Origin of the sequence: Halodesulfovibrio sp. MK-HDV (assembly GCF_009914765.1) — a bacterium.
Taxonomy (GTDB): Bacteria; Desulfobacterota; Desulfovibrionia; order Desulfovibrionales; family Desulfovibrionaceae; genus Halodesulfovibrio.
The window spans coordinates 1-15,975 of record NZ_WYDS01000001.1 but is presented as its reverse complement, the minus strand read 5'-3'; the positions used below and the strand labels follow the sequence as shown (position 1 = coordinate 15,975).

The window sequence follows — 15,975 nt, the reverse complement described above, 5'->3', positions numbered from 1 at the left end:
CAGAAGACATTATCGCAATTCAACAATTGTCATTCCGTCACCACCTAAATCGGCAGGAGCAAGGCGGAATGATGCAACGGCAGGGGCATTTTTAAGGTAAGAATGAATCTCACGGCGCAACGCACCAGTACCCTTTCCGTGCACAACTTCGAGCTCTTCGGTATTACTCAAAAGAGCTTTATCGATAAAAGAGTCAAGTTCACTTATAGCTACATCAGCACGCTTTCCACGTAAGTCAACCCTAAAAGATGTTTTACGCTCTGCTTTTACGGTAACCTGAGAGGTCTGAACTATTGTAGCTCCATCTTCGGCAAAAGAAACGTCATGTAAATTAACCCACATAGCAACGCCGGAAAGATTGATTTTGACCTTTCCACGTTTATCATCAATTTCTTCAACAACCCCTGATTTCTTCCAAGGATTATATTTTAATGTTTGACCAGGCTTAATTTCCTGCGGAGCTAATGCCTCCGCCTTAGGACGTTCAGTCTTGTCAGCTTCAACAAGCTTTTGACGAGTTTTTGCTAACTCTTTCAAAGCTTGCTTATGGGTAATCTTCTGTGTTTTTAAATCATTAAGAACACTCTGTGCTTCTTTTTTGATGTCTCCAAACAGCTGGTCACGTTCCCGCTCGTAGCGAACACTAAGCTTTTTGCGACGCTCTTCAAAACGTTCACGTTCTGCATCAAGCTTGTTCATTTCGCGTTCACGTTCAACAGCCAAAGTATTGAGACGATCAATCAGCGCGGAAGTATCTTCGCCATCCATAAGCAAATACTGCTCAGCACGACGTAATACATAATCCGGCATACCGTGCTCGCGCGCCACATCAAGTGCCAGAGATGCACCAACTTGGTCGTATGCAAGAGTATACAAAGGTTTCTTTGTGCTTGGATCAAAAAGAACAGACGCTGCACGAACCTTATCGTTCGAAAGTGCGTATGCCTTTAACGCAGGGAAATGTGTCGCTGCACAAATATACGCCCCACGCTCAAGTAATTCGTCGATAACAGCCTGAGCAAGCGCTGCACCCTGAGCAGGATCAGTACCTGCGCCAAATTCGTCAAGAATTACAAGCGTGCTGTCGTCTGCAGTATCCCAAATAGCACCCAAGTTTGTAATTTGAGCAGTAAATGTAGATACATTTTCTTCAAGGCTTTGTTCGTCACCGATAAAAGCGAAAATATTTTTCCAAAATGGTATGGAGCTGCCTTCTTTTACAGGAACAGGTAAGCCGCTCATTGCCATGATCGCGATAAGACCGATGGTTTTAAGACACACAGTCTTACCACCCGCGTTACCGCCACTAATAAGCAAAGCAAACTGTTCTTTCTGAAGCTCTAGCGTAACAGGCAGCGCGCCGCCTTCAGCCAGAGCAAGTAACGGATGTAATGCATTAACAAGATGCAGATTACCTTCGTTACTAAAGTCCAGTGCAACACCATTAAACTTGGAAGCTAAGGCACATTTTGCAAGCAAAACATCCACTTGAACCATAAGGTCGTACACGCCATGCAACGCGCCAAAATTGGCACGAACAAGACCTGTCAGGAATTCAAAAACCTTATGCTCTTCTTCGCGTTCTTGCTTTTTCAGCTCTGCAAGTTCGTTGTTGAGATCAACAAGGAACATCGGCTCAAAATAGCAAGTTTCGCCAGTTTGAGAGTAGTCGTGAATGATCCCTTGTACCCTGCCCTTAAAATTGCTTTTAAGTGGCAATACATAGCGATCACTCGCGAGTGTGATGTATTCATCTTGAAGATATTGTAGGATGCCGTGTGAATTAACAAAATCCTTTGCTTTGCGTGTACACGTCTGGTGAATTCGACGAATCTCCTGACGTATTAACAAAAGCTCAGGGGTACTGTTATCACGGATAAGACCATCATCCCCAACACAGCGGGAAAGTCCGGAAGCGCATTGCTCCGGCCAAGGAAATTTATCCACCATCTCCAGCAGGAGTGGCCATGGTGAGTAGTCTGTGCTTACACGAATAGAAGCCCGCAGATCCCGTGCTTGAACAAGCACCTGACGCAGTGCACATAGATCGTCGAGATCAAGCACAGCAGTCGGGGTATCTATAAAGCGGAACATTCCTGCAAGATCAGGAAAAGAAGAGAGTTTCACAGTAACGGTACGAGTCCATTCCTGCCCTTGTCTAAAAAACTGTGCAGCCTTTTGTGCATCGTCTCTATTGGACACGGGAGCAATTGACAAACACGCATTGGTGCCTGCTTCCGAAACGGCAAAGTCCGCAAGGCGCTCAAGCACCTTACGGAACTCTAAATTGTGTATGGTACGCTGCTCCATAAAATTATGCGAGCTTTGCGCGAACTGATGCACTCAGTTTCTTACCGTCTACGCGACCTTTGTACTCTGCCATAATGGCATTCATTACCTTACCCATATCTTTCATGCCGGCTGCGCCGGTTTCTGCTACGGTTTTGGTAACAAGTTCTTCAAGTTCAACGTCGGAAAGCTGGCTTGGCAAGTAAGTCTGCAAAACTTCAAGTTCTGCAGCTTCAATTGCAGCAAGGTCTTCACGATTCGCCGCGCGGAACTGTTCAATAGAGTCCTGACGCTGTTTAGCCTGCTTCATCATAACATCAAGCATTTCTTCATCGGTAAGTTCACGCTTGAGGTCAATCTGCATGTTTTTCGCAGCAGTTTTCAGATGACGCAGTACACCAAGTGCAACTTGCTCCTTGGCTTTATAGGCAGTAATGTAATCTTTATCGATCTGCTGAATAAGGCTCATGCTGTCACTCTTATGTAATTTTTGCATAGAATAATGCGGGGATCCGATAACGAATCCCCGCCAAGAAGCATCTATAAGATGCACCCGCCGTAGCGGTGAACTAGTACTAGTACTGGTTCATCTTTCTCATCTTCTTAAGAAGACGTTTACGGGCAGCTGCTTTCTTCTTCTTACGCATTACGCTAGGTTTTTCGAAATGCTGACGTTTTTTCATTTCTGAAAGAATGCCTGCCTTTTCAACCTGCTTTTTAAAGCGTCGAAGCGCGATGTCGAAGTTGTAATCACCATCATCGAGATATACGCCTGGCATGAAATATCACCACCTTCATTACTTAATACCTCAAACGCAAACGCGCCCAAGACAAGAGCGTAATTTACGGCCTGATTTGTTTTTTTGCAAGTTATTTTTTATATCTTGCGCATAAAAAAGCCTACTGCAAGCAGTAGGCTTTTTCTAACAAACAAAAATTAGTGACTGTGTCCGTGATTTTCATGCTTCGCATGAAGAATAGACTTAAGAATTACGTAACCCAGTCCACCAAGAATTACGAACAGAACAGCGTAGAGTGCTCCGAAAAATACGAAATGGTCAGGCATCCACCATGGAATATCCTGAGGCAATGCGCTCTGAAGAGTTTCACCGTGCAGCATAAGAGCCTCCTCCTACTACTTAACAGCTTCTTTAAGCAATTTTCCTGGACGGAATTTTACTACTTTTGTTTCTGGAATGATAATTGGATCACCACTCTGAGGGTTGCGGCCCAAACGTTCTTTACGCTCTTCGACAACGAAGGTGCCAAAGCCTGTAAGAGTTAATTTACCTTCAGCCACAAGAACATCCTGTACAGATTCAAGGAATGCGTTCAGGGAGCGTTCTGCATTTGCTTTAGTGAGATTTGCTTTTTCAGCAATTCGTTCTACGAGTTCCGCCTTGGTCACGGTCACGTCCTCCTCTCTGGGGGTTGTAATAATTTTCGCCAAAGCGCACACACTCTAGCTCCAAAAGATATTACTGTTATTTGAGATATAAGCCCAAACTTGTTAGTCGATACCAGATGCATTCAGCATATGCAACGGTTTATACACTCTTAGCCCCTTGTAAACAGGGGTTTTCTACTTCTTAGGGCAGCTTTTCAACGCATCTGCCAATATTTGGAATTGGCGAGTTGTAAGCGTCTCAGGCCTTGCAGAGCCTTGCACGCCAGCTTTTTCAAAAGCTTCGTCAGCACCGGAAGCAACGCAACCTTTTAAAATCTTCTGCAATTGCTTTCTGCGTTGCTGAAAAGTTACTTTTAGTAACCATGAAAGGGCATCAGGGTCAAAATCACGTTCTTCGGCAGGAGTCGGCACAAAACTCAGCACCGCTGAATCAACCTTAGGACGTGGCAGGAATACCCCTGGAGGAACAATAAATTCGCGCTTTGGCTTACTATAGCTCTGCAACCAGACTGACAACGCCCCGTACTGTTTGGAAGATGGTGCAGCAACAATTCTGTCCCCCACTTCTTTCTGAATCATAAAAACAGCACGTTTCAATCCCGTAGATTTACTTAAAATATCCCACATCAGTGGAGATGCAATGTTGTATGGAAGGTTGCCAATAATTTTCCATGGCTTTTCAGGAGTTAAATTCTCCCACGGGAACAACAAGGCATCTGTAAGCACAACCTGCAATTCAGGATCACCAGCAGGCGGCAAACGCTTATGCTCATGAGCCCAATGGTAATCTTTTTCAAGAATCGTAAACCAAGCCGGCTTGCGATTATGAATAAGATGCGTCAACGCACCCGGCCCCGGGCCGATTTCAATAACATGATCTTCAGCTTCTATGCGAAGCGCATCAACGATACGGTTAGCCGTATTTTTGTCCTGCAAAAAGTTCTGACCCAAACTTTTCTTTGCGCGAGGTCCTTGCTTAATATCCAATGCCATGTGTGTATATCCAGACAGGCAACGCTACTTTGCAAAAGCAGATGCAAAAAAGCTGTCTACCCATTTAAAAATGTCATTTTTGCGGATTGATTCCCGCATTCTATCCATCCGTCCCTGCCGCTCTTTTTTATCCATCATATATGCCTGATGAATAGCAGCAGCAACACCTTCTACATCAAAAGGATTAACCAGTATAGCCCCATTTCTAAGCTGTGCTGCGGCACCGGCAAATTCGCTCAACACGAGCACTCCTGTACGTTCAACATTTGCCGCACAGTACTCTTTGGCCACAAGGTTCATCCCATCACGAAGCGGGGTCACTAAAGCAATACTGCTAGCACGATAGTACGCAAGCAACTCTTCAAAAGACAAATTACGATACTGATAATGAATCGCGACGTACCCCGGCACAGAGAATTCACCGTTGATCCGCCCGACGAGCCTTTCAATTTCTTTTTTCAACTCTGCATACAATGGAATGGTCGCCCTGCTAGGAACAACAATCTGGAGTAGGCTTACCTGCCCTTGCAACTCCGGATACATTGTTAGCAACCTATGCATTGCCTTAAGCCGAAGCGGAATACCTTTGGTATAATCAAGACGATCTACGCCCAGAATGATACTTCTGTTTGGTAATGCTTTATGTACCTGCTGTGTAGCTTTTCGGACACCAGCTGACCGGGCTGTCTGGTAAAAATTTTTGTAATCGATACTAATAGGGAACGCACCAATTTTAACCACGCGCGACCCTACTCTTGCGTGTACGACCTGCCCACGACCGGACACACGAACTTTGGGAGTCAGCACTGAAATAGCTTGAATAAAATTGCGCCTGTCATGTAAAGTTTGAAACCCTATCTGGTCGTATTCTAGCAAAGCCTGCAACAACTCAGTCCGCCAAGGAAGATGCTTAAATCTATCAACAGAAGGAAACGGAATATGAAGGAAAAATCCCGTACGCCTACAGTCTCCGGCCTCCCGCATATATTTTGCTACATGCATCAAATGGTAATCATGCACCCATACATAATCATCTTCATTACCAGTCTCAACAGTCCGGAACGCAAACAGTTCGTTCACATCCAAATACGTCCGCCAGTAATCAGGATTAAAATCACATTCGAACTGCGAAGCATGGAACAACGGCCAGATTATTTGATTAGTAAATCCAAAATAAAAATCGTCTATTTGTTCCGCCGTTAATCCAACTTGAAGCAATCTGTAGCCTGTTTCTTCAGAAAAAAGACGTAAAGCCTCATCAACCCCTTCGGCATCCGGTGTTCCGGCCCAACCTATCCATGTGCCTTTACTTGCAGTCAACACAGGCGACAATGCCGTGACCAAGCCACCGGAAACCACAGAAGAGTGACACGTTCCATCAGCACATTCCAACGAAACGGGTAACCTGTTCGAAACTACAATAAGGCCTTGGTCGTCTTTAAAATTATGGGGCATGGAAACTCCTTTACGATTATTCAGCATATTAGAATACCCAGCTTAATCGAACGAAACAATGAGAGTTACCAATACATGAAAAGAAAAAAGCCCCGCACTGCAAAATGCAGAACGGGGCTAAAAGTCAAATTACGACTGCTATGAAAGAGCAGATGCAGTCGCGTTTAAAAAATCAATAATATGTCGTCCATAAGGTCTTTCAGGCAATAACCACCTTGCGGCAGAAGTACGTTTCTCTCGCCCTATCAGGATGGTATGACTTTGATCATCAAGAGCACGAAACGCATCTTCATCTGTCACATCATCACCAATATATACCTTAACAGCATTTTTAGGCTCTTCTGAAAGAACAGAATAAATAGCACGAGACTTATTCATTCCCGGGACACGCATTTCCATCCCTTCATGAAAGTCCAAAAGCTCTAGACCAAACTCTTCTGCAACAGGCTCCCACAGCTCATCAATCTCTGTAAGATACTGTGGGACAAGTTCTGCATTAACGCCGCTTACGTGAGCTGCCACACTGCTAGGCTTACGTTCAATAGCATGTTCATCCAACAAGCCTGTAATCTTTTCGGCAGCAATGCGTAGTCCTTCACGGGCTTCTTCAGAAATAGTTGCCATCTCCATCTGTCCGGTTACCCGCAAGTGTTCACCACCATGCGAGCCCCACGCTTCAAAAGGCAAACGACTTTGCAACAATGGTTGAAGCTCCATCACCCTGCGCCCACTCACAAGTACAGTGCGACAATGCTTAATCGCTAGAAGTCGATCAAGCGCTTCGCGAACACCGGGAAATGGTCGAGCATTATCTCTATCCGGCACCAGAGGTGCTAACGTGCCATCGTAGTCCAGAAAGATAACTGCCCTGCGACAGGCAGCTAACTGTTGTCCAAAATCAGCCTGTTCCTCAGCTGTCCAAATTTTTATCATTACTGCCCTGGTCTCCATGCCTACTCTTATATTGATTAATAAGGCGTATCATGCGGCGTTGACGAAAACGAGTAACGGCTCTGAACGTAATAAAATATGAGAGGATGGAACATGGCACAGCCATCACCAAGCCCCCTGTCATCATTACGATCACGATCCCACCACCTTGTTCAAACAGCTCTTTCAGTTCCATATGGTGAGGATCAAAGGCTACATCAATAGGAATAATCAAATTACCGATGAAGAAACAAGCAGTGTAAAAAGGAACCCAGTTTAACGGGTTAGAAATCCATGTTCCCGCTGCCGCTGCAATTTTACTGCATCGTAACACAAACGCCAGTGCAACAGCCACAACGGTTTGGAATGGCAAAACAGGCAGACAGCCCGTAAACACACCGGCAGCCACACCTAACGCAATAGAATGCGTTGAAACTTTCAAACGCATTACACGTAAGTAGTTATATCTAATAGCTCGCTTAAATGATTCCCAGAACCGCACCAAAAACTCCTCGAGGTTACTGACAAAGTTGTTTTTAAACAGATTGAGACAATCGTGTGCAGTGCAAGGCACAAGAAAAAGTCAGGAGCGAAGCATAGTTAAAACTATGTGAGCATCTGAATTTTTTGAAGTAACGTTGCAATGTGCAAATTTGTCCGAAATCTGTCCTCGTTTCTAATTTCTACGACAATGTATCAAATCGCAAAAACTGAATTACAAGCCCAGCGCGCCCCTGTGTTGCAGAACGCAATTCTGTTGAAAAACCAAACAGATTGCACATAGGAGCTAAGGCTTTCACCATTTTCAGCCCTGCGCGGTCAAAGAGGTTTTCAACTTTTGCGCCCTTTGCGCCAAGCAAGCTGATAGCGTCCCCGACATTTTCATCAGGAACAGAAATCTCTACATCCATTATCGGCTCAAGCAACTCTGGCTTTGCATTTCTCAGCGCAGCCTTCAAAGCCATGCCCGCAGCCATTCGATATCCCGGTTCAGATGAACAATCGTTGCGTTTTATTTCTGTAATAGCAACTTCTACGTCCTGCACAGGGTAGCCCTTAATCACACCGCATTGCAAGCCGTCCTTAACGCCCTGCTCAACAGCATCTACCCATGCCTCTGGCCATTCTGAAATATCAAAAGTGAACCGCACCATATTACCAGCATCGCGCTCACGGGGAGAAACCGTCAGGGCCGCATACCCATAATGACGTTTATCTCCGAGTTCACGATCAAATTCTTCTACGGCGGACCCCTTACCGCTGATTGACTCCTGATACACAACCTGAGGATTCCCAACACGCGGTGTAACATGATATTCACGAGTAAGACGATCTACGATCACTTCTAAATGAAGCTCACCCATGCCGGAAATTACACGCTGTCCGGTTTCAGGACTTTGCTCATACTGCAATGTAGGATCTTCCAGCAGCAGCTTCTCCAACACTTCATCAAGCTTTTCAGCATCTTCAGAATTGGCAGGCTCCAAAGCACGGGAAATAACAGGTCGGTACCCTGTAATATTTTCAAGCAGGTATGGATTCTCTTCAGTCGCAAGGGAATCACCAGTTTTTGCAAACTTCATCCCAGCCAAAGCAACAATCTCACCTGCACGTGCTTCTTCAACTTGCTCTCTATGGCTTGCATGCAAGCGATAGAGACGAGCAGGTTTTTCTTTTTTTCCCTGCGTAATGTTCTGCACAGAATCACCAGACCGCAGTGTACCAGAATAAATACGGGCCAGCACCATCTTACGCCCTTCATCCATGTACACTTTAAAAGCAAGTGCACCTAACGGACTTTCAGGTGAAACGACAAGCTGTTCTGCTTTTCCAGTTGCAGGTCTGATTGCTTTGGGTGCAGGAACATTGAGTGGTGCCGGTAGGTAATCAAACACACCATCCAGCACACATTGCACTCCTACATTCTTCAAAGCAGATCCACAAAAAACAGGTGTGATGGATAGATTGAGTGTAGCTTTACGGATGCATTCCTTGATTAAATCAAGCGGAACTTCTTCTCCGCCAAGATACAACTCCATAATCTCATCATCAAAATCAGAAATGGTTTCCAGTACTTTTTCACGCCATTCTTCAGCAAAGGCCAATTCATCGCCTTCAAGAGACGTACGAGTGTACTCTCGCCCTTCTGTTTCCTGATCAAAGTCCAGACGTTCAAGCGTTAAGACATCTACAAGACCGGCGAACTCATCACCTTCGCCAATCGGAGCCACAAGCACTAATGGAGAAGCGTTTAAACGTTCACGCATAGATTCAAGCACTGAGTTAAAATCAGCACCGAGTCTATCCATTTTGTTAATCAGCGCAATTTTGGGAACCTTAAATTTTTCAGACTGCCGCCATACAGTTTCTGACTGTGGCTCAACACCGCCTACGGCACAAAAAACACCCACTGCACCATCAAGCACACGTAATGAGCGTTCAACTTCAATGGTAAAGTCTACATGTCCCGGGGTATCGATAATGTTAATTACACCATCGTTCCATTCGCATGAAGTGCACGCTGAAGCGATCGTAATGCCTCTTTCCTGCTCTTCCGGCATAAAATCCATAGTTGCAGTGCCATCATGCACTTCACCCATGCGGTAAATCTTATCGGTGTAAAACAGAATTCGTTCAGTAAGTGTCGTTTTACCGGCATCAATATGCGCAATGATGCCAATATTTCTCAAGTTGTTCAGATAGGAATTTGCGCTCTTACTCATTAATTTTACCTTCACTCAAATGCGATGTTACACTTCGGAAAGAAGAGAAAAGCGACGATGCGTAAACCACTGGGGTAATAAATCCGGCCAGATCCAACAACCCTCCTGCCCTGCGCCTAATGACACAGGAACAGTATCTGCCACAGTATCTACGACATCAGCCTCACAGCAAATAGCGGCAAAAGAAGAAGGCGAAGCAAGATCATCAGCCGCAACATCAACGATATTTAAATCCGGATGAGCCCATGCTAGCAAATCTCTATCAAAAGAAGCACCAGACAGGACACCAAGACTCGTATGCTGAGGCTCAAACCATGCTGAAAGACCATTACCCAGTATGCCAACGTGATGCACTGCATGTCTGGCTGTTTCGCCAAGGGCAAGGATTCGGCCGCTAATGCCTGATGCTGACAACTCTGCCATAAACAAAGCTGTGTTCTCAGCATCAAGCTGTACAGCCATTTCAATACCTGCCAGCTCAAGAGCAGCAAGACACTCCGCGGCAACTGGTGCATCACCAGAAAAGACAACAAGGATATCTTCTACACCACTAAGCAACGGCATCATTGCTGCGGCAAGAAGGCGCACGCCTGACGCATATGCAGAATCAACGACCACGGCAGTCCAATCTACAGGACGACTTTCCGCAATGGAGATATGTCCTTGCCGCCAATGGTTTTCCTGTCTTCCCCACATTACTTGAGGAGTTCCATGTAACGCATGCAATCGTGCAATTGTAGTCTTAAGCCATGCACGACGGTTATCCGGCACAGCATCGTATGCGGCTCCAAAGCGTTCATCATCAACAATAAACACTTCTAACCATTCAGGATAAAAGCTATTTTCAAACATACAAACTCCATACACCCATTTTTAAGCGTATGACAAATATTATTACGGTAATAAAAGAATTACGAGGTACTACCGGAAAGCGTCATGGAGGACGTTTTCTTCACACGGGAACGGGTATACCAAAGAACACGTCCAAGAGTGATCACGCCAAACAAGATATTCGCAAACCATGCGCCAAACACAGGGTTAACAAAACCACGTTCACCGAGAGCACCAAACCATGTGAAGAGCGCATAAAATGCAAAGGTGATAATAAGCCCGATGGATATATTAATATAAAGACTGTCTCTCCAAGTAAGGAGCATCAAGGCTATCAGTCCCATTAACAACACCGCAGCCGCATAAGCAATTTTTTGCTGATAAGCTGTTTGCAAAGCTTCAACGTTGGAACCGGATTTTTCCAATCGGTCAATCGCTGCACCAAGTTCCCATAAAGCCAGCCTATTTAAATCTGCATCCGCGGCTACAGTCTTAAACACACCCAATCTCTGCTCTATAGGCAATACCAATTCTGGCATTGTTGTCTCACTATAACTGCCCGGCTCTGTACGAAGAACGGAGGTCAACAGCCAGCCTTCAGGCTGTACTTTCATACTCTGCGCTTTAATAACTTCCTGAATAGTGTCGCCATCTGGCAAGATGCGCAAAATAGTGACACCTTCAGCTTTTTCAGCATTCAGATGAGCTACGTCCAAGTTAATGACATACTCACCCTCAAGGAACCAGATATCACGAACTGTTGCATTGGCAGAAGATTTTCCTCGTACTTCTTCATTCCATATACGACGAGACTCAACATCACCCATGACTCCGAGATACTGTGAAAATCCAAGCTGAAGTACAGCCCAGAATAACCCCATGTACACGATAAAACGGGCAAGTGAGATAAAGGAAACACCGCCAGCCTGCAACGCAACAAGTTCTTTGTTACGGGACATAACGCACAACTGGACAGTACAGGAAAGCAAAAATACCGCAGGAAGAATCTGCGAGACAATAAGTGGAAGCTTACAGATGAAGTACAGAGCAACAGTAGAAAAACCGAGTCCCACTTCAAGAAAGTCATCCAATTTTTCAAACAAATCTGTCAGCAAGTATACCGCGGTGCCAATACCCAGAATAAGCAGCATCAAAAAAAGATTCTGCTTAAGCATGTAGCGACTTAAGAGCGACATGTTCCGCCCCCTTTATCCTTGCGTCGTAAAAACATCACATGTGTGATCATAGATGTAAGATTTATGGTTCGTTCTTTTGCAGTAAAATACAGCCCTGCAATAGCCAAACCGGCAAAAAGGATGTTCGGAATCCAAAGGCTGATCGACGGAGAAATACCACTGCCCCCTTCACCACTTTTCATGCTGATAGAAAGCAGGCTGTAGTAAACAAGGAAGTTACCGAGAGCCATAACGACCCCCATCTGCTGACGCATGCCTTCAAAGGCACAGGCAAGCGGCATTGCAAATAAGCCAAGTACAAGGCAGGCAAAAGGCATTGCCCAGCGCTTTGGTATCTCCACGTCTGTTTTACGAATAAAAGACTCACTTTCTGCGAGAGATGGATCATTTTTGATCGCTTGAAGCTGAGGATATGACATGCCGGAAGGGCGAAGTTTGCCCAAATGCACACCTTTTACAAGTTGTGATAAGGCTAACCGAACAGTGTATCGATTAAAGCCGAGCACACTAATCTCATTATTATCCTGACGATAAAGCTTTCCGTTATTCAATACAAAACGAATTTCACCCATCTTTGTATCAGAAATAATCTTACCAGTCGGAGCAACAATAGTTACACCGCCGGAGTCCCTACTGGTATCCTGAACTAATACGTGTTCCAGTTCACCTGTGGCAAGGCTTGAGCTGCGTGAATAAATCATCAAATTCGGGATAGATTTATTGAACACACCCGGCTGCAAAACAACTTTTGCGCGAGTTTGAGCCAGTTCCAAGACGGATGTTCGAAAATTATCCATCCCCCATGAAATGCCAAACATAGAAACCCAAAGCGTAAGCAACGTACAAAGCGACGCGAACACAACAGGTGCAGGTAGAAGTTGGTACAAGCTTACGCCGCTGGCTTTCAACGCGACAAGCTCTCTATCTGAACTCATACGTAAGAACGTAAGAAACACAGATAGCATAGTTGCTATGGGAATAATCATAAGCAGAACGGCAGGAATCAAGAACCCGAAGAGCTTAAGCATTTCGAGTATCCCGACATCAAGTCCTAAAAACAGCTCTCTAAGCTGTAATACCTTTCCGATTACGATTAGAAAAACCAAAGAAAACATAGCCAGACAGAAAATGGATATATGCTCCTTAAAAATCTGCCTGTGAACTAAACTGACTCTAAACAGAACAGCCCCCTAGTGGTCACTTTCTGATTGTTTAAAAAAATCTTTAAGCATTTCTGCTTCCTTAGGACTCAGGTTAAATCGCATCCCCGCTTTATCCAACAATTTATTTAAATTTTTCGGATACTCTTTACGGTGCTCTTCTATATACGCAGCAGCTTTCCTAACAAGCTCACTTTGCGGCATAATTGTAGTCATCTGCGACTCCCCGTTATTGGTGGTAGATACAACCTAATCCTTTAACATGGAAAAACATGGCAATCTAACTTACTAACCAACACCTTGCAACTAGCTCTACTATACTGTATTTTTCTGCAATTGTTGCCATTAACCCTAACACACATACGACATATATATGACAGAACTCTTTTCCGCCGTTATTCTCGGCATTATTGAAGGCTTAACAGAATTCTTGCCGGTATCTTCATCCGGACACCTCATTATCGCAGGACACCTTCTCGATTATACAGGTCCTAAAGCGGAAGTTTTTGAAGTATTCATCCAGCTTGGAGCCATCCTTGCCGTTGTAATACTCTACCTTAACAGATTTTTAGGATTACTGAAAAACACACCGGAAATTCCTTTTTCAGGCATGCGTGGCTTGTGGATGCTTTTTCTCACATCGCTCCCTGCCAGTATTCTTGGGTTACTTCTCAGTGGGTATATTAAAACATACCTGTTTAACCCAGTAACGGTATCTTTTGCTCTAGCTGTCGGTGCAGTTTTTATCCTTTTTGTCGAAAAGTATGCTCCTGCGCACGATTTGGAAAAAGCAACATTCCACACTTTGGATGAAGTTACTCCAAAACTTGCCTTCGGTATCGGCTGCTTTCAGTGCCTCGCCCTCTGGCCTGGCTTTTCCCGATCTGCAGCAACCATTATGGGCGGTATGCTCCTCGGAGCACGTCGTACTCTTGCCGCGGAATATTCTTTTTTAGCTGCCGTCCCTATTATGTTCGCTGCAACCGGCTATGACGTATTAAAAAATTATCAACTATTCACTACTGCCGATATTCCTTTTTTTGCTGTAGGATTCATAGTCTCATTTCTTTCAGCATTAATTGCAGTTAAGACATTCATCACACTTGTTGGCAAGATGACGTTCAGACCTTTCGCGTGGTACCGATTAATTATCGCACCACTAGTATACCTTTTCTGGACTTAGACTTTTTTTGCTTCCAAAGTAACTTTTTTTTAAAAACACTTTGCATTGTGTTTGATATTTCCTTAAACACTTTTCCGTCGCAACGAAGTGCGGCGTACAAGAGATGGCGAGGTAGCTCAGTTGGTTAGAGCATGCGGCTCATATCCGCAGTGTCGGGAGTTCAATTCTCTCCCTCGCTACCACTTCTTGTTCCCCATAAATTTTGATGGCGAGATAGCTCAGTTGGTTAGAGCATGCGGCTCATATCCGCAGTGTCGGGAGTTCAATTCTCTCTCTCGCTACCAAAGAAAAGACAAGGGTCGTAGATGAAAATCTACGACCCTTTTTTCGTTTTTCTTAAGACGTCGCCCCACCCTGTGTCAGTAATAATTCTAGCATCCTCGATGTCACTTTTTATGAAGGTATTAAGACGTGCTTCAAGCGCATCTTAATACCATATATCCCCTTTTCTCGTCACAACGATCCAACGATAACGGTGAGCCTCACTGTCAAGCTGGCAGTTAAAATTAGAGTTTTAACCGTGAAGTAATCAATATTCTGCAAAAGTAAGCCAATTTAATTTTCTCAAAACGAAATCTTTAAGATTAGAATTTAAAGTAAATAAAAGAATTATAACTGGCTCCATAAAGAGGCATAAATGTTACGAGATAAATGAGTATAAGAAGTATGTATCTTGTTAATTCAAAATAGTTTTTATTAAAATGTAAAACATGCTCTTTTCTTTTTAATACCTTACTAACAAGGGAAACTATAGGGAAAGAGAAAACAGAAGCAAAAAAAAGAGCAATCGTTACATCATCTCCATGCCACTGTAGCCAAACGCTGTTCATTTCAAAAGAATCAGCATAATGTCCCAACAATGACTTATAATAAAACATCGCATCTATAAATCTTTCAGATCTAAAAAAGAACCCACCCTCCAAAAACGATCACAATTACATAAATATGTTTTAATAATTTGGGGATCCGCTTATAAAACGAGGGGAAAGCTCTTTCTAGCACAAGGAACACCCCATAATACCCTCCCCACGCCATGAAAGTCCAGTTTGCGCCATGCCAAAACCCGCAAAGCAGAAAGACAACTATAAGATTGAGATACGTTCTCAAAGTCCCTTTGCGGTTTCCTCCCAGGGGAATATAAAGATAATCCTGAAACCATGTTGACAAAGACATATGCCAACGTTTCCAAAAATTTTGAATACTGTCTGCAGAATAAGGGTAGTTAAAGTTTTCAGGGAATGTAAATCCCAACATCCTTCCTATCCCAATGGCCATATCTGAGTATCCGCTAAAATCAAAATATATTTGAAATGCATAGCAAATAAGGCCAATCCACGCACCTTCTGCACTCAACGCACCGTTAGGAACGGTAAAGGCAGCATCGGCAACTCGACCAAGCGTGTCTGCTATCAATATTTTTTTTGCTAACCCAATAATAAAACGTGAAATACCATAGGCACAATTATCTAGAGAAATATGCCTAGTGATAAGTTCATCAGCAATTTGAGAATATCGAACAATGGGCCCAGCAACTAATTGAGGAAACATTGTCAAATAACAACCAAAATTGATTATATTTCTAGAGGGTGCCACTTCTTTTCTATAAACATCAATAAGATAACTTGCAGCCTGAAAAACATAAAAACTTACACCTAGTGGCAAAGATATATTAACTTCGCTAGACTCTAAGGTATTAGGAAGCAAGACGTTAATTGCCTGCAAGCTATCCCCCAATAATAAGCATACCGTACTTGTAGTACAAAAGAATTGCCAAATTAACACTGATGCCAACGTAAAGAAGCAAAGT

Annotated in this window: 16 protein-coding genes and 2 tRNA genes; 3 read left to right on the top strand and 15 right to left on the bottom strand. The window is 44.0% G+C overall.

Going from position 1 to position 15,975, the window contains the following annotated elements; translation table 11 throughout:
• Positions 1-9: 9 nt before the first annotated feature.
• From MKHDV_RS00090 to MKHDV_RS00025, 14 genes are all read right to left on the bottom strand, one after another.
• Complete coding sequence (locus MKHDV_RS00090) at positions 10-2,310, bottom strand: endonuclease MutS2 (RefSeq protein WP_160710989.1); 2,301 nt, start codon at positions 2,308-2,310, stop codon at positions 10-12.
• Between the two features lie 4 nt (positions 2,311-2,314).
• Positions 2,315-2,758 carry a GatB/YqeY domain-containing protein gene (locus tag MKHDV_RS00085; RefSeq protein WP_160710987.1) on the bottom strand — a complete coding sequence of 148 codons (444 nt, stop codon included), beginning with the start codon at positions 2,756-2,758 and terminating at the stop codon, positions 2,315-2,317.
• 106 nt (positions 2,759-2,864) lie between these two features.
• Positions 2,865-3,068 (bottom strand): 30S ribosomal protein S21, encoded by a 204-nt coding sequence (rpsU, locus tag MKHDV_RS00080; protein WP_020001651.1) that lies wholly within the window; start codon positions 3,066-3,068, stop codon positions 2,865-2,867.
• Between the two features lie 158 nt (positions 3,069-3,226).
• Entirely contained in the window at positions 3,227-3,409 is a 183-nt protein-coding gene (locus MKHDV_RS00075) for an RnfABCDGE type electron transport complex subunit D (RefSeq protein ID WP_160710985.1), read from the bottom strand.
• Positions 3,410-3,424: 15 nt separating this feature from the next.
• Positions 3,425-3,697 carry an HU family DNA-binding protein gene (locus MKHDV_RS00070; protein ID WP_160711562.1) on the bottom strand — a complete coding sequence of 91 codons (273 nt, stop codon included), beginning with the start codon at positions 3,695-3,697 and terminating at the stop codon, positions 3,425-3,427.
• 174 nt (positions 3,698-3,871) lie between these two features.
• Positions 3,872-4,690 carry a 16S rRNA (adenine(1518)-N(6)/adenine(1519)-N(6))-dimethyltransferase RsmA gene (gene rsmA, locus MKHDV_RS00065; RefSeq protein WP_160710983.1) on the bottom strand — a complete coding sequence of 273 codons (819 nt, stop codon included), beginning with the start codon at positions 4,688-4,690 and terminating at the stop codon, positions 3,872-3,874.
• Positions 4,691-4,714: 24 nt separating this feature from the next.
• The gene (locus MKHDV_RS00060; protein ID WP_160710981.1) at positions 4,715-6,145 is read right to left on the bottom strand and encodes a trehalose-6-phosphate synthase; all 1,431 of its coding nucleotides are present in this window, start codon (positions 6,143-6,145) and stop codon (positions 4,715-4,717) included.
• Positions 6,146-6,283: 138 nt separating this feature from the next.
• On the bottom strand, positions 6,284-7,078 hold the full coding sequence (gene otsB / locus MKHDV_RS00055; protein WP_160710979.1) for a trehalose-phosphatase: 795 nt from the start codon (positions 7,076-7,078) through the stop codon (positions 6,284-6,286).
• Positions 7,056-7,577 carry a DUF2062 domain-containing protein gene (locus MKHDV_RS00050; RefSeq protein WP_160710967.1) on the bottom strand — a complete coding sequence of 174 codons (522 nt, stop codon included), beginning with the start codon at positions 7,575-7,577 and terminating at the stop codon, positions 7,056-7,058. Before MKHDV_RS00050 ends, otsB begins: the two co-directional genes overlap by 23 nt.
• A gap of 181 nt (positions 7,578-7,758) precedes the next feature.
• A complete protein-coding gene (fusA, locus tag MKHDV_RS00045; protein ID WP_160710965.1) occupies positions 7,759-9,798 on the bottom strand; it encodes an elongation factor G in 2,040 nt (679 codons plus the stop codon).
• A 27-nt stretch (positions 9,799-9,825) separates the two neighbouring features.
• Positions 9,826-10,650 (bottom strand): hypothetical protein, encoded by an 825-nt coding sequence (locus MKHDV_RS00040; protein WP_160710963.1) that lies wholly within the window; start codon positions 10,648-10,650, stop codon positions 9,826-9,828.
• A gap of 59 nt (positions 10,651-10,709) precedes the next feature.
• Entirely contained in the window at positions 10,710-11,825 is a 1,116-nt protein-coding gene (locus MKHDV_RS00035) for an LptF/LptG family permease (protein WP_160710961.1), read from the bottom strand.
• On the bottom strand, positions 11,813-12,976 hold the full coding sequence (locus tag MKHDV_RS00030) for an LptF/LptG family permease (RefSeq protein WP_160711560.1): 1,164 nt from the start codon (positions 12,974-12,976) through the stop codon (positions 11,813-11,815). The genes MKHDV_RS00035 and MKHDV_RS00030 overlap by 13 nt, the downstream gene beginning before the upstream one ends.
• A 39-nt stretch (positions 12,977-13,015) precedes the next feature.
• Complete coding sequence (locus MKHDV_RS00025; protein WP_160710959.1) at positions 13,016-13,201, bottom strand: hypothetical protein; 186 nt, start codon at positions 13,199-13,201, stop codon at positions 13,016-13,018.
• A 157-nt stretch (positions 13,202-13,358) separates the two neighbouring features.
• On the opposite strand from MKHDV_RS00025, the gene MKHDV_RS00020 reads away from it, so the two are divergent.
• The 3 genes from MKHDV_RS00020 (at position 13,359) to MKHDV_RS00010 (ending at position 14,452) form a co-directional block, all read left to right on the top strand.
• The gene (locus tag MKHDV_RS00020; protein WP_160710957.1) at positions 13,359-14,168 is read left to right on the top strand and encodes an undecaprenyl-diphosphate phosphatase; all 810 of its coding nucleotides are present in this window, start codon (positions 13,359-13,361) and stop codon (positions 14,166-14,168) included.
• Positions 14,169-14,273: 105 nt separating this feature from the next.
• Positions 14,274-14,350 (top strand) — tRNA-Met (locus MKHDV_RS00015).
• 25 nt (positions 14,351-14,375) lie between these two features.
• Positions 14,376-14,452: transfer RNA gene (locus MKHDV_RS00010), tRNA-Met, on the top strand.
• A gap of 616 nt (positions 14,453-15,068) precedes the next feature.
• On the opposite strand, the gene MKHDV_RS00005 is transcribed toward MKHDV_RS00010, so the two are convergent.
• Positions 15,069-15,975, bottom strand: a 907-nt coding sequence (locus MKHDV_RS00005; RefSeq protein ID WP_256369997.1) for an MBOAT family protein, incomplete at its 5' end; no start/stop codon positions are given.